The organism is Acinetobacter variabilis, from assembly GCF_000369625.1.
GTDB classification, from domain to species: Bacteria; Pseudomonadota; Gammaproteobacteria; order Pseudomonadales; family Moraxellaceae; genus Acinetobacter; species Acinetobacter variabilis.
On sequence record NZ_KB850111.1, the window covers coordinates 380,226 to 393,185 of the forward strand.

Genomic DNA, 12,960 nt, shown 5'->3' on the forward strand with positions numbered 1-12,960 from the left:
TATTTATTAATCACTTAAATTTCATACGTGTATGATCAAGCCTCTTTTTTCCTATTTCCTTAAAAGGGTTTATATGAACATGCTTAAAACAATGATCGCAACTGCAATCGTAGCGACTTCTGCATCTGCAATGGCAACTGAAGCTCAAGTTGCGCCAGCAACTGTTGTAACCAAAACAACCCAAACTATTGCTAAAGAAACTGCTGCACCTGTACAAGCGAAAGTTGAAGCTGCTCAAGCGACTGTTGCTGCAACTCAACAAGCGGCTGAAACTAAAGCTGAAGCAGTAAAAACAGAAGCAACGACTCAAGTAGAAATGGCTCAAGCTACAGCAGAACAACACGTTGAAGCTGCGCAAACTGAAGCAGTAGAAACCAAAGATACGGCTGCTGAAAAAGCAGAAGTAAAAGCCGAGAAAAAAGGCTGGTTCTCTTGGTTTAAAAAAGCAGCTTAAGATTTTTTAAGCATAAAAAAAGATGTCCGGGTGACATCTTTTTTTATTTTTGGCTCTCTCTGATTTAAAGCCAAAAATCTAAAAACTGTATAAATCTCTTATTCGACTTTTTGGGCTAGCATAGTCGCAAAATGCTGCTTGATCCGGTTGCCCTGTTCATCTACACGATGTAATTCACCTACATTTTCATTGTATTTCACCAGATTCCAGCCTTTATAATAGGCACTAAGCTGTCCCGGCTTAAAACTAAACGGAAAGTCTGGCTGTACCGGAATATCATCGGTATCCATCGCACAGACAATCAGGTTATAACCGCCCGGCACTGTCGCCTGCTGCATCTGTGCAATAAGAGGTGGAATGGTATCGGCCTGTAGGAACATCATCACTACCGTACAGCAGATAAAGTCATATTGGCCCTGAATACTTGGGTCAAGATTTAAATCTCGTTGCTGAACCTGAATATTCCCGATTTCTTCGGCCTGAATGATCTGTCTTAAGGTCTGCAGACTATTTTCATTCACATCCCAGGCATCAACTTCAAAACCGTTCTGGCTCAAATACAGCGAATTGCGGCCTGAACCACAACCGACATCCAGCGCACGGCCACCCTTTAAATACGGCATAGCCGCCAGAATTTCCGAATGAGTCGGGCTTAGCTGATATTTTTTGCTGAAGTAATTCTCAGGTTTGCAGTAAAAACGCAGCTGACATTCTGCATCTTCACTGGCAGAAATAATCTTATGCCATACCTGTGGTTCAATAAACGGTGGTTGCTGCTCTGGCGTAAATACATGTTCAGACTGTATATGACCTGACTGATCCAGCATGGCAAAATGCAGCTCACCTTTAAGAACGGTCAGCTTTGCCCAAGTCCCCGCTTTGGTATTATGTGGCTGCTTGAACCCTTGTGGAATAGCTTGCTGTGACCAGACCGGAAATTCTTTATAACATCTCAGTTGTTGCATAAAAGCTTGTGCTCCCTATCTTCTCTTTCCGTCTGCAAGTATGCTTCTGGATATTCATTTTTCTCAAGCATAGTTGGTTCTATTACAGATGAGAACTGGTACATCTTTGATGTAAGCAATGCAGTAAGACTGATCGATCTAGCAAGAAAACCTCAATACAATTTAGCGCATAAAAATCCATAAGACCCTTATATTTAGAGTTTGTTCTCTGCTTCTTTAAGAGCCTGCTGATCCACTTGAGTCATTTGCTGGTTAAGCTGCACTATTTCCTGATAGAGCTTATTGAATTGCTTTAAGGGTGCATCTTCATAGAACATAAAGGTCTGGTTTTTCTTTTCCCATTTATTGTTTTTCAGCACCAGAAATAACTGGTCTGCTTTGGCCAGACTCTGTTTCTCAATTTCAAAAATTGCATGGGCATTATCCTGCTGCTGATTGGCTTTCAGATTATCTGCCAGCTGCTGACGATAACGGCTTTTAATGTCCAGCTGTTTCACCTGCTCTAACTGCTGGGTTGCCCGCTGTTGAATTATCTGTTCATAGCCATCGACAATTTCATGCACACGCTTCAGCATGGCTTCGGTTTCTTTATAGTCTTGAGCCTGATCTTTGGCTAAGCGGTCAATATCCAGAAAACGATCCCAGTCCGCTGCTTTGAGGTCACGTAAATACTGATTGCGAGCCTCGGCACGATCACGCATCTGACCCAAAATAAACTGAGCCATCACAGCATAATCCCCGTCCAGGCGATTATCTTCCAGATCAATCTGAATCGGTTTAGACCAATCCTGTGCCTGCTGCAAAATAGATCCGGTTTTTTCTTCCAGTACCGTTTCATATTCCTGCAAATCGGCCTGCTGTTTTTGCTCTACAGAATTTTGATAAAATAACCAGATCAAAATTACCAGTACCACTCCAGCGATAATCATAAAAACACGGGGCATCTACACGCTCCAGGTCTGTCATCCAGATCTTATTGATTTTTTACACTATGCTTATTTTTCCAGCATAATTCAAGACATAGAACTTTTCACATTTGTGAATGTGCTTTCTCAATACTGAAAAATGAATCCAGTAAAAAGCCTGAAGAAAGGAAATAAGTTTTTAACCCACCCTTTCTCCATGACGTGATCTGGCTATACCGAAACTGACTGACCTGATCAGCCTGGCCCACCGGATTGTGTGCTAGCGCGAACCAAAAGGCAGACTGAGCTCAAGCCGATTCGGATCAAACTGTTCCCGGACGATCTGGACATTGGTGGCATTCCGGTCAATACCGAAAGGTTGCAGAATTACATAGATTCCGTTTCTTGGATCTGAAGACTGCAAGCCTTGCGCTACTGCCAGTACATATTCTCGGAACACAGTAGGCAAACTGTCCAGATCAGGATTAGGCGCTGCTGCCCCTATGTCAATATTTGCAACAACATCACCATCGACACTATAAGCTTGGATATCGCGTTCAATTTTCATCAGGCGCATCTGCAAAGCCTTACGCTGGCTGGCACCTTCCTGATAAGGCGTGATTTCCGTCACAGCACGCATTTCAGGCTCTGCCATGACAGTTAAGGTGGGAAGTACCGTTGTTTCAGAATGAGCAGGAGTTGCGTGACTCAATATAGGGAGAGTAAAAGCAGTACAGGTCAGCATCAGGCCCAAGCTTTGAATGGATTTTAGGAGATTCATCTTATTACCCCTCGGTTGGAAAAGGGAAAGCGTCAGATTAAATCTTACAAGTAATACAGCTTCTTATTGTTAAGTTTGATAAACGGTCAATCGAACCCATTACACCCTGATAAAACCAACCATCAAATCAGGAACAAAGCTCCTAAAAAACATAAATTAATCAAAGGTTAAATTTAAAAAAAGCAAAAATCCCCGGTTTGCGGGGATCGATCTGCATTACTGGCTCGTCCTTTAAGGAGATCTTGGAAATTGTGCTACAGGGGATGGATTGTTGTAGTTTTCTAATAAGCCCAGATTCACCTTGTCCAGATTGATCTGTAATTGAAGGCCACGCCCTGGCTGCATGCTGCTGCTACGATCGATCCCGACATTCTCCAGCAGTGTATACAGCCCTTGGGTTGGATCACTAGATTGTAAGCCTTGGGCGATGGTCATCACATACTGTTGCAGTGCAGGTGACAGTAGACTCAAATCTGGAGCTTGGGTCGGCTTGATATCGAGGTTTGCCAGCACATTTGGATTGACCATGAAATTCTCTGCATCCTTGGTTCCTCGGATTACCTGATGCTGCAAGGCAAGACGATTGGCTTCATTCTCAATAAATGGAACATAGCCAGTTTCATTACTCATTTCAGGTTCAGCCATAATGGTCATCGTCGGCAAGGATAAGCACCGGTTTCTGTTCTTCCGCGTGTACTCCTATGCTCAATGTACCTAACAGAATCCCAAATAAAGATGTTTTTATACTATTCATGGGCTTTCCCCTACTTCAAATTTCACAACCTGAATGCCTTCATCGGTTGCTAAAGTCTGTATTTAATCTAGTTATCTATTAGATTACCTTGATTATTTAGAGAACTCATTCCTGTTCAGATGGATGGCAAAACAAGTTAATTCTTGGGCTGAATCAAAAATTACAGGCAAAAAAAAACCTCAAACAATGTTTGAGGTTTTTTCGAATATGGTGGCGAGACCCAGGATCGAACTGGGGACACACGGATTTTCAATCCGTTGCTCTACCAACTGAGCTATCACGCCGATGCGGTGTATTAAGCCGTATCTGGACACATTAGTCAATCAAAATTATGAAAAAAAAGATTGAGTGTCTGAATTTTGGCCTAAAAAAAAATCCCTGATGGGATCAGGGATTGAAAACTTTAAAATCGTTTTGAATATGGTGGCGAGACCCAGGATCGAACTGGGGACACACGGATTTTCAATCCGTTGCTCTACCAACTGAGCTATCACGCCGATGTCGCGTATTAAACAGTTTCAGCTCTTAATCGTCAAGTACATAACGTATAAAAATCACCAAATGTTTACTTTTCCATCGATTTGCATGTTTATACAGCAATATTTTTCAATATTCTCAGCAAATACCTGACTAATAAAACAAATTGAATCTGTTATTTACAAAAAAAGCAGCCCGAAGGCTGCTTGAAATTTATCTGTATTTAAATTTTTTCAAGATTTGCCAGACAGCGGTGAATGGCCCCACATCCCGGTACGAATGCTTTTACTCCTTTTTCCTCTTCCATTCGGCATGCCTCACTCACCAGCCTTTCTGCAACCCCGCGTCCACGGTTGGCCGGATGCACCACAATATTTTCCAGGGTTCGGCTTTCGCCTTGTCCCGTGCACCAGATGGCGCCGATGATTTTGGTGTTAAATTCTGCGGTATAAAGTAAGGTATACTGTGCAAGGTTTTGCTCTAGATGTTCAATGGCATCTGCCCCATCACTAAATTCAGGGCTAGTGTCATACAGTCGCTCAAGCTGGCTGCGCACTTCGTCGTTTTCTAGAGAAGTATAAGCATGTACGGTAATAGGCATTGATAAACCCTCCTGAGCAATCTAATATGCGGTGACGTCGTCACGGCGAAAATATTTTCTACATCAATCATTTTGACGTATTTGAGGAACGTGTCTATGACAGATCGTATCAGTGAAGTGGTAAGAAATACCAACGAAACCAAAATTCGAGTTCGTTTGAACCTCGATGGTACTGGTCAAGGCACTTTAAACACTGGTATTCCATTTTTAGATCATATGATTGATCAAATCAAGCGACATGGGCTGTTTGATATTGATATTCATTGTGATGGAGATCTGGAAATTGATGACCATCATACCGTAGAAGACTGTGGTATTACCTTAGGTCAAGCGTTCGCTCAGGCTTTGGGTGATAAAAAAGGCTTACGTCGTTATGGACACTTCTATGCGCCGCTTGATGAATCTTTAAGCCGTGTGGTGGTGGATCTGTCTGGTCGTCCGGGTCTGTTTATGGACATTCCATTTACCCGCGCCATGATTGGCCGTTTTGATGTAGACCTGTTCTCTGAGTTTTTCCAGGGCTTTGTCAACCACTCGCTGATGACTGTACACATTGACAACTTAAAAGGTAAAAACAGTCACCACCAGATCGAAAGTGTATTTAAGGCATTTGCCCGTGCACTGCGTATGGCATGTGAAGTTGATCCACGTGCTGCGAATACTGTTGCTTCAACCAAAGGTACCTTGTAATGACCCGTATTGCCCTTCTTGACTATGGCATGGGAAACCTACACTCAGCAGCCAAAGCACTTGAACACGTCGGTGCAACGGTAGATGTAACCAATGATCCAAAACTGATCGCCCAAGCCGACAAAATCGTTTTTCCGGGTGTGGGTGCGATGCGTGACTGTATGCAAGGCATGCATGAAGCCGGAATTGATGAAGTCGTGCGTAATGCCGTGTTCAACAAACCGGTGTTGGCCATCTGTGTCGGCATGCAGGCCCTGATGCGACGTTCCGAAGAAAATGGCGGTGCGGATGCGCTGGGTATTTTTGCAGGTGAAGTCAAACATTTCCCTGAAATGGCAGGTTTGAAAGTACCGCATATGGGCTGGAACCAGGTACATCAGGCCGATCCAAGCCATCCAATGTGGAAAGACATTGCTCAGGATGCACGTTTCTATTTCGTGCACAGTTACTATGTAGAACCGCAAGATCCAAGCATCGTGGCAGCGACCTGTAACTACGGTATTGATTTCTGTACTGCCCTGCATAAAGACAACCTGTTTGCGACTCAGTTCCATCCGGAGAAGAGCCATACTGCAGGCCTTCAATTGCTAAAAAACTTTGTGGATTGGAATATCTAATCCAATATATTCAAAAAGCTCGCATCATGCGGGCTTTTTTATGGGCTACAGTTTAAAATTTTATTTTTGAAAAATAATTCACATCCAAGCTTCCTTCTCTAAGGTATGCTCTATTCAACCTGAATATTCATCAATGGAAGATTCTTTAATCATGGATACACAGCCAAATGATGTCATACCGAGTAAAGAGACAATAGCGACTTTTCCACCTTTTCAAAATATCGCACCTGAAAATATTGTGGTGATTAACAGCATTCAGCAATGTGAAGCTCTACGTGAAGAACTTGAGCAGATTTCGGTCTTTGGTCTGGACACTGAGTCCAAACCGACTTTCAAGGTCGGTGAAGTTTCCACTGGTCCGCATTTGGTTCAGCTGGCCACTCTAGAAAAAGCTTACCTGTTTCAGATGAATGCTGCCATTTGGGATTTTCTGAAACCGATTTTTGCCAATCGAGACCAGATCAAAGTCGGTTTTGGCCTGAAAAATGATGCGCATCTCTTCCGTAAAAGAGGCATTGAGCTGAACAGTGTCATTGAACTGTCAAAGTGCTTTGGTGCGTTCGGCATTAAAAATCCTCTTGGATTAAAAAATGCGATGGCTTTGCTATTTCAGGTGAATTTTCCTAAATCGAAACGGGTTACGACATCGAACTGGGCGAAAAAACATCTCAGTCAGGCACAGATTGAATATGCGGCTGCAGATGCCTATGCACCTTTACTGGTCTTTGAAGAATTGCTGCACCGTGGCCTGAGTCCCAAGGAAGTTCCCAATACTTCACTAAAATTGAAAATTCGCCCGCATTCAAAAATTTGAATGAACAGAAGATCAGTTTTCTAGCGAAATATCATTTTGATATCAGACTCCCTCAGGAGTATTGCAAAGAATAAAAAATTGAAGAATAAAATCTTGTCACTCCAGCATATCTTCAGACAGGTTTTCTTTTTTCATACCGTTTAAGAGTTAGAAATTTCGACTTTATTTGCTAAGATGAACTCACTGAAATTCATTCTAAAGATTGAGCAAGGAGCGAAAGCATGCTGATCATCCCTGCAATTGACCTGAAAGATGGCAAATGTGTCCGTTTAAAACAAGGTCGTATGGAAGACGATACCGTATTTTCTGACGATCCAGTGGCAACAGCACAGCATTGGGTAAATGAAGGCGCTCGCCGCTTGCATTTAGTAGATTTAAATGGTGCTTTCGCAGGTACACCGATTCATAAGCCAGTGGTAGAAGCGATTGCTAAATCACAGCCAGAATTGCCTATCCAGATTGGTGGCGGGATCCGCTCACTGGAAACTATTGAGCACTATCTGGAAGCAGGCGTGTCTTTTGTGATTATTGGTACAAAAGCAGTACAAAATCCTGAATTTGTAGAAGAAGCATGCAAGAAATTTGCAGGCCATATTATTGTGGGTATTGATGCCATGAACGGCATGGTAGCCACTGATGGCTGGGCGAATGTCACTGATGTAAAAGCGACTGATCTGGCAAAACGTTTTGCGGATGCAGGCGTGTCTAGTATTGTTTATACCGATATTGCTCGTGACGGCATGATGCAGGGTGTCAACATCGAGCAAACCGTACATCTGGCACAATATTCAGGTCTGCCTGTGATTGCTTCAGGTGGTGTAACAAATATGGATGACGTGCGTAACCTGAAAGACCAGCCTGGTATTTTAGGTGCGATTACTGGTCGTGCGATCTATGAAGGCACTTTGAATCTGCGTGAAGCACAATTATTGCTGGATGAACAAGAAGCGCTATAATAGCGTCTGCTGAAAAAGAGGTCTGTGGACCTCTTTTTTATTGTTCAATTTTTTGATCCTCTCTCCCATGTCGACACCTGTTTCCCAAACTCCCTCTACTTGGAGAACGAAAGTTCCTCAACTTGCTCTGATCCTGATTACCATCATCTGGGGCGGCAGTTTTATCACCGTACAATATGGCCTGCATTTTAGCAGTCCCGTGATCTTCGTCGGGCTACGCTTTGCAGCGGCGGCAATTGCCGTTACCTTGCTTTCGCTGAAGCATCTGAAAGGCATAACACTCAAAGAAGTGGCAGCGGGTGCCCTCATCGGGGCGGTGATTGCAATCGGTTATGGAACACAAACGGTGGGTCTGCAAACGATTAGCAGTAGTGAATCGGCCTTTCTGACTGCACTATATGTTCCATTGGTGCCCCTACTACTCTGGCTGCTGTTCCGTAAGAAACCGCATTTTATGACCTGGATCGGGGCTCTATTTGCCTTTCTTGGTCTGGTGTTTTTGACGGGCAATGGCTTTGGTGCCATTCAGCTGAATTTTGGTCAGGCGCTGACTTTACTTGGTTCAATTGCCATTGCGCTTGAGATTATTTTTATCAGTCATTTTGCTCCAAAGGTGAATACCCGGCGTGTCACCGTGCTACAACTCATTTTTGCCTCGCTATTTTGTTTTCTGATGGCACCGATGCTGGGTGAAACTCAGTTACCTGACTTTCACTGGCATCTGGCAGGTATTTTGGTCGGCCTCGGTATTGTCAGTGCCTGTATTCAGCTGGTGATGAACTGGGCACAAGAAATGGTAGATCCTTCTCAAGCTGCGATCATTTATGCGGGTGAACCGATCTGGGCAAGTTTATTTGGACGTATGGCGGGAGAACGTTTGCCTGCGCTGGCACTTCTAGGCGGATTGATGGTGGTACTTGGGGTGATTGCCAGCGAATGGAAACCAAAATTTTTCAGAAAAGAAAAAATAGAAGAGTTGAAGGAAGATCTTTCCTAAGCTTATGAACTCCCCCTCTTAAAAAAGGGGGAGTTATTTATCTAAAGAAATATAGCTAACTTTATTTGGTATACATCGGTCGATTGTCATTCAGACGCATAATGCCGCGAATCGCGCGATAGACAATCCAGATCCAGGAAACAAAGACTATAACCAGACAGAAAGTGGATGCGCCAAAAGCGACGCCTGCAAACAGGTCCGGATCTTCATGGGTAAAGAACAGGAATAGGAATGGCACAAAGGCTACAATATTCCAGAATAGATACCACCAGAAACTGCGGATTTGCCAGGTAAAGTGACTTTCAAAAATCGAACCTCGTACATCCGAGCGCTTCACATAGTTAATAATCAGTGCAATCACTGCCAGCAAGCCACCACTAAAAATGGCCACGATATATAAGATATAAAGAATCAGGGTTAGCGTGCGATTTGAGTCTTTATCAATTGAATAGTTCATCTACGCTCCTGTGGTTGTTTCTAGATATTCAGGCTGTTGAAGGGAGAAATCAGCCATATAATCAAAATGATGTTAAAAGCTATAGTACAAAAATAAATTTGCCGGAAGGGTTGTTTTTGTGTTTTATGCCGTAATTTTTGCTGTGCCAGCCAAGCTGCCGGCCACCCTCCTAGAAATGCCACCAGATGCAGGGTATTTTCTGGAATACGGCGATTGCCCAATTGTGCCGCTTCCTTATCCTGGGCATATAGCCAGTAACTGAGAACATTCATCAGGCTCACCAGCAACAGGATCATTCCACTCAACAAGCCGGCTAAACTTAGTCCCACTAATACCAGAATATAAGCCACAGAAGCAACCTGCATCGGCTGTAGTTTTTCTTGCTGGCTTCGGCCTGATGTTTTAGTTTTTGTTTTTGCCGTTTTGGTTTGTGATGCTTTCAGGTACATAACCTGCTGGGCACGATAACGGCCCTGCTCGTCCAGAATCACCAGATAATCCAGCGCACAGCCGACAATTGGCCGTGGACCGGGACGGGCAAAATCCTTGATATGCAAAAACACGCGATCTTTGGCCGGATCATTGGGCTGAATAAAGCCATAGCCTTTGTCATCAAACCATTCCACTAAACGTCCCTGATCGCGCATTTTGCCTGTTCCTGTTTATTTTAAAGTTAAGCTGTCACGAATTTTAAACGTTCAATCAGCATGTTACGCATCTCTTCCGGATTTTTTTGCAGAATATCTTCACCGGTACGACCTTCAGCCGCATTTTTCTGTGCCACTTGTAAACGCATCATCCAGAAACGACCCGCAGCCATTGCCAGGTAAAGCTCCAGACATGATTTTTCATCTGCAGTTAAAGGGCGAATAGTTTCATAGGCTTTTAAAAAGGCATTGGCCTTTTCTTCATTTAAAGTAACCTCCGGATAATTGGTACAGAAGTCATTTAAAGTAATCGCGATATCAAACAGGAATTCATCTTTATTCAGTTCATAAAAGTCCAGAATTCCTTTCAGCTGATCACCCTCAAACAGGGTATTGTCACGAAACAGATCCGAATGGATAAAGCCACGTGGACGATCTGGATATACTGCGGTTAAAGCTTCATACAGGCCCAGAAGTTTGCCTAGTAAGACTTTATCTGCTGCGTTCAGGCTTGGTTTAATTTCCTGTGCTACGTTATACCAGTAGGCATGGTCACGGACAAAGGCACGCTCAAGTTTAAAATCTTTCAATGCCACATGCATTTTGGCCTGAGCAATGGCAATCGCTTCCACATGCGCAACGGTAGATGGCATCGGATGCTCACCCATCATACGTGGCGCAATTTGTGCGGGCTTATTTTTTAGCGTGTGAATGGCTTTACCTGAGTGGGATAAAGGCACCGGTACGGCCAGACCTGCCTGCCCCAAATGCTGCAAGACCGGCACCAGTTCTCCGGCGGCCTGTTCATCCATATCTTCAAAAACGGTCAGCACATATTGCTGGTTTTCGCAGACCAGAAAATAGTTCGTATTCTGGATACCTCCTTGAATGGGAATCAGATCAATCACCTCAAGTCCATAAGGTGCTGCGAAATCCTGAACTTCCTTTAAAGTCAAAGTGGTATAAACCGACATAGAAAACCTGCGAAAAAACTTACATATTTTTGCTAGAATACCGTTTCCATCTACCAAGGTGTAGCGCTTGCGTGGGTGAGTTTCATAATCGGCTGTAATAATTGGAAAAATTTATGCTAGCTAAACGTATTATTCCTTGTCTGGACGTCGACAACGGTCGCGTAGTCAAGGGTGTTCAGTTCCTTGATATTCGTGATGCGGGTGACCCGGTAGAAGTGGCACGCCGTTATAATGAACAAGGTGCCGATGAAATCACTTTCCTTGATATTACCGCTACACATCATGGACGCGACACCACTTACCGTACCGTTGAGCGTATGGCTGAATCTGTATTCGTACCGCTTACCGTAGGCGGTGGCGTGCGTAAAGTCGAAGATATTCGTTTACTGTTAAATGCAGGTGCGGATAAAGTCAGTATTAACTCGGCAGCAGTCTTTAACCCTGAGTTTGTACAGGAAGCCTCACAGCGTTTTGGTGCGCAATGTATCGTGGTGGCGATTGATGCCAAAAAAACTGGCGAGAATAAATGGGAAATCTTTACCCACGGCGGACGCAAACCGACCGGTATTGATGCCCTGGAATGGGCAGAGAAAATGGCCAGCTACGGCGCAGGCGAACTGTTAATTACCTCTATGGATGCCGATGGCACCAAAGCAGGTTATGACATTCCACTCATGCGTGCTATCAATGACCGCGTCACTGTACCGACGATTGCCTCTGGTGGCGTAGGCAACTTGCAGCATCTGGCTGACGGGATTATCCATGGTGGTGCCGATGCAGTACTTGCCGCCTCTATTTTCCACTTTGGCCAGCATACCATTCCTGAAGCCAAGGCTTATCTAGCTGCTCAAGGCATTGAAATGCGTCTCTAAACAACAGCCTTCAAATGAAAAAGAGCGTGAATATCACGCTCTTTTTTTTATGGATTATTCTTAGGAATCATTTAAATTCTGGACAAAAAAAGGAGTCTTGCGACTCCCTATAAAAACCAAGAAGAACTACAGCACTTGGTATTTTTGACATTTACAATATAACTCAATCTGTATGCAGGTTGATAAGACTTTCAATCATCAACAGACGCAAATATAGGTGAAATCCTGAGCACAATATTGACAATATATACAGAATTTATTGACAAATCACGACAGGGCTAACCAAAGTGAGAAATGGTTAACATTTTATGTGGCAGATTACTCGAATTTTAAGTTATTTAATCACGATCTTTAGCCCATTTAGCCGGGAAATAACGCTGGGTTAAGTGGGTTAAGCGCGTAGAGATCTGCTCCGGCAAGGCAATACCAAGGGGATTTTTTTCCTGTAAATCTGCTGAAGAAATCACCCGGGTTCCCATCAAATAATCAAACCAGGGCTTGGTTACACACCAGTTGGCATCTTGGTTACTGTTCATATGATGATCATAATGCCAGGGAATTTTTTTTCTGGCCCATTCTGGTTGCAGATGTGCCCGCCGATGCATATAAAAATAATTGCCTGCACTATATAGCGTGGCCAAAAACATGCCTTTGGACAAGGGATAAAAAGCCAGCCCGAATACGCTCGCTGCGACGGCCAGTGAACCGATTTCATTACGGATTCGCCAGTTTTTCAAACCTTCAACATAGGCATAATCAGAAAATCTGGTCTTGCGAACTTCACGATGATGTTCCCAATGTGAGCGCATGCTGTCCGGCACTGGGCTATAACGCGTCTGCCCTGCCCGATGGGTACCATGCAGCACATATTTATGCGCGAACCATTCAAAGCCATTGGCTACGACCAGTCCTGCTAGAAAGCCTTTCCACATGATCTTTTCCTCCCTGTTTGTTTACACTATAGGTCAAACAAAGGGCTAGATATTGACCGATAATTTC

Annotated in this window: 16 protein-coding genes and 2 tRNA genes; 7 read left to right on the plus strand and 11 right to left on the minus strand. The window is 43.8% G+C overall.

The window, feature by feature from the left end:
- Positions 1-73 precede the first annotated feature (73 nt).
- A complete protein-coding gene (locus F897_RS01780; RefSeq protein ID WP_005232583.1) occupies positions 74-454 on the plus strand; it encodes a hypothetical protein in 381 nt (126 codons plus the stop codon).
- A gap of 98 nt (positions 455-552) precedes the next feature.
- Here F897_RS01780 and tehB read toward each other — a convergent pair whose 3' ends face one another.
- From tehB to F897_RS01815, 7 genes are all read right to left on the minus strand, one after another.
- On the minus strand, positions 553-1,419 hold the full coding sequence (gene tehB, locus F897_RS01785) for an SAM-dependent methyltransferase TehB (protein ID WP_005232584.1): 867 nt from the start codon (positions 1,417-1,419) through the stop codon (positions 553-555).
- A 194-nt stretch (positions 1,420-1,613) separates the two neighbouring features.
- Entirely contained in the window at positions 1,614-2,363 is a 750-nt protein-coding gene (locus F897_RS01790) for a hypothetical protein (RefSeq protein ID WP_005232585.1), read from the minus strand.
- Positions 2,364-2,604: 241 nt separating this feature from the next.
- Positions 2,605-3,105, minus strand: coding sequence for a hypothetical protein (locus tag F897_RS01795; RefSeq protein ID WP_005232586.1), 501 nt, complete (start codon positions 3,103-3,105; stop codon positions 2,605-2,607).
- 231 nt (positions 3,106-3,336) lie between these two features.
- Entirely contained in the window at positions 3,337-3,750 is a 414-nt protein-coding gene (locus F897_RS01800) for a hypothetical protein (protein ID WP_224213982.1), read from the minus strand.
- Between the two features lie 317 nt (positions 3,751-4,067).
- A tRNA-Phe gene (locus tag F897_RS01805) sits at positions 4,068-4,143 on the minus strand.
- Positions 4,144-4,280: 137 nt separating this feature from the next.
- A tRNA-Phe gene (locus tag F897_RS01810) sits at positions 4,281-4,356 on the minus strand.
- 203 nt (positions 4,357-4,559) lie between these two features.
- Complete coding sequence (locus tag F897_RS01815) at positions 4,560-4,937, minus strand: GNAT family N-acetyltransferase (RefSeq protein ID WP_004781604.1); 378 nt, start codon at positions 4,935-4,937, stop codon at positions 4,560-4,562.
- A 96-nt stretch (positions 4,938-5,033) separates the two neighbouring features.
- On the opposite strand from F897_RS01815, the gene hisB reads away from it, so the two are divergent.
- The 5 genes from hisB (at position 5,034) to F897_RS01840 (ending at position 9,011) form a co-directional block, all read left to right on the plus strand.
- Positions 5,034-5,627: an imidazoleglycerol-phosphate dehydratase HisB gene (gene hisB, locus F897_RS01820; RefSeq protein ID WP_005232589.1), complete on the plus strand. Its 594-nt coding sequence runs from the start codon at positions 5,034-5,036 to the stop codon at positions 5,625-5,627.
- Positions 5,627-6,244: an imidazole glycerol phosphate synthase subunit HisH gene (gene hisH, locus F897_RS01825; RefSeq protein ID WP_005232590.1), complete on the plus strand. Its 618-nt coding sequence runs from the start codon at positions 5,627-5,629 to the stop codon at positions 6,242-6,244. The genes hisB and hisH overlap by 1 nt, the downstream gene beginning before the upstream one ends.
- A 151-nt stretch (positions 6,245-6,395) precedes the next feature.
- Positions 6,396-7,058, plus strand: coding sequence for a 3'-5' exonuclease (locus F897_RS01830; RefSeq protein ID WP_034580436.1), 663 nt, complete (start codon positions 6,396-6,398; stop codon positions 7,056-7,058).
- 221 nt (positions 7,059-7,279) lie between these two features.
- On the plus strand, positions 7,280-8,014 hold the full coding sequence (hisA, locus tag F897_RS01835) for a 1-(5-phosphoribosyl)-5-[(5-phosphoribosylamino)methylideneamino]imidazole-4-carboxamide isomerase (RefSeq protein ID WP_005232592.1): 735 nt from the start codon (positions 7,280-7,282) through the stop codon (positions 8,012-8,014).
- A gap of 67 nt (positions 8,015-8,081) precedes the next feature.
- Positions 8,082-9,011, plus strand: coding sequence for a DMT family transporter (locus F897_RS01840; RefSeq protein ID WP_005232594.1), 930 nt, complete (start codon positions 8,082-8,084; stop codon positions 9,009-9,011).
- 61 nt (positions 9,012-9,072) lie between these two features.
- On the opposite strand, the gene F897_RS01845 is transcribed toward F897_RS01840, so the two are convergent.
- From F897_RS01845 to F897_RS01855, 3 genes are read right to left on the minus strand one after another with little or no spacing between them, the layout of a single operon-like run.
- Positions 9,073-9,468, minus strand: a complete 396-nt coding sequence (locus tag F897_RS01845) for a DUF4870 family protein (RefSeq protein WP_005232596.1) — start codon at positions 9,466-9,468, stop codon at positions 9,073-9,075.
- Between the two features lie 20 nt (positions 9,469-9,488).
- A complete protein-coding gene (locus F897_RS01850; RefSeq protein WP_005232597.1) occupies positions 9,489-10,115 on the minus strand; it encodes a DUF1294 domain-containing protein in 627 nt (208 codons plus the stop codon).
- A 26-nt stretch (positions 10,116-10,141) separates the two neighbouring features.
- Positions 10,142-11,089 carry a homoserine kinase gene (locus tag F897_RS01855; RefSeq protein WP_005232598.1) on the minus strand — a complete coding sequence of 316 codons (948 nt, stop codon included), beginning with the start codon at positions 11,087-11,089 and terminating at the stop codon, positions 10,142-10,144.
- A 113-nt stretch (positions 11,090-11,202) separates the two neighbouring features.
- On the opposite strand from F897_RS01855, the gene hisF reads away from it, so the two are divergent.
- The gene (hisF, locus tag F897_RS01860; RefSeq protein WP_004781588.1) at positions 11,203-11,961 is read left to right on the plus strand and encodes an imidazole glycerol phosphate synthase subunit HisF; all 759 of its coding nucleotides are present in this window, start codon (positions 11,203-11,205) and stop codon (positions 11,959-11,961) included.
- Positions 11,962-12,299: 338 nt separating this feature from the next.
- Here hisF and F897_RS01865 read toward each other — a convergent pair whose 3' ends face one another.
- Entirely contained in the window at positions 12,300-12,893 is a 594-nt protein-coding gene (locus F897_RS01865; protein WP_005232599.1) for a hypothetical protein, read from the minus strand.
- Between the last annotated feature and the right edge of the window lie 67 nt (positions 12,894-12,960).

What these genes read in the sequence shown, in the direction of transcription:
- F897_RS01780 (WP_005232583.1), top strand. Translation starts at nt 74, where the DNA reads ATGAACATGCTTAAAACAATGATCGCAACTGCAATCGTAGCGACTTCT.
- tehB (WP_005232584.1), bottom strand. Translation starts at nt 1,419, where the DNA reads ATGCAACAACTGAGATGTTATAAAGAATTTCCGGTCTGGTCACAGCAA.
- F897_RS01790 (WP_005232585.1), bottom strand. Translation starts at nt 2,363, where the DNA reads ATGCCCCGTGTTTTTATGATTATCGCTGGAGTGGTACTGGTAATTTTG.
- F897_RS01795 (WP_005232586.1), bottom strand. Translation starts at nt 3,105, where the DNA reads ATGAATCTCCTAAAATCCATTCAAAGCTTGGGCCTGATGCTGACCTGT.
- F897_RS01800 (WP_224213982.1), bottom strand. Translation starts at nt 3,750, where the DNA reads ATGGCTGAACCTGAAATGAGTAATGAAACTGGCTATGTTCCATTTATT.
- F897_RS01815 (WP_004781604.1), bottom strand. Translation starts at nt 4,937, where the DNA reads ATGCCTATTACCGTACATGCTTATACTTCTCTAGAAAACGACGAAGTG.
- hisB (WP_005232589.1), top strand. Translation starts at nt 5,034, where the DNA reads ATGACAGATCGTATCAGTGAAGTGGTAAGAAATACCAACGAAACCAAA.
- hisH (WP_005232590.1), top strand. Translation starts at nt 5,627, where the DNA reads ATGACCCGTATTGCCCTTCTTGACTATGGCATGGGAAACCTACACTCA.
- F897_RS01830 (WP_034580436.1), top strand. Translation starts at nt 6,396, where the DNA reads ATGGATACACAGCCAAATGATGTCATACCGAGTAAAGAGACAATAGCG.
- hisA (WP_005232592.1), top strand. Translation starts at nt 7,280, where the DNA reads ATGCTGATCATCCCTGCAATTGACCTGAAAGATGGCAAATGTGTCCGT.
- F897_RS01840 (WP_005232594.1), top strand. Translation starts at nt 8,082, where the DNA reads ATGTCGACACCTGTTTCCCAAACTCCCTCTACTTGGAGAACGAAAGTT.
- F897_RS01845 (WP_005232596.1), bottom strand. Translation starts at nt 9,468, where the DNA reads ATGAACTATTCAATTGATAAAGACTCAAATCGCACGCTAACCCTGATT.
- F897_RS01850 (WP_005232597.1), bottom strand. Translation starts at nt 10,115, where the DNA reads ATGCGCGATCAGGGACGTTTAGTGGAATGGTTTGATGACAAAGGCTAT.
- F897_RS01855 (WP_005232598.1), bottom strand. Translation starts at nt 11,089, where the DNA reads ATGTCGGTTTATACCACTTTGACTTTAAAGGAAGTTCAGGATTTCGCA.
- hisF (WP_004781588.1), top strand. Translation starts at nt 11,203, where the DNA reads ATGCTAGCTAAACGTATTATTCCTTGTCTGGACGTCGACAACGGTCGC.
- F897_RS01865 (WP_005232599.1), bottom strand. Translation starts at nt 12,893, where the DNA reads ATGTGGAAAGGCTTTCTAGCAGGACTGGTCGTAGCCAATGGCTTTGAA.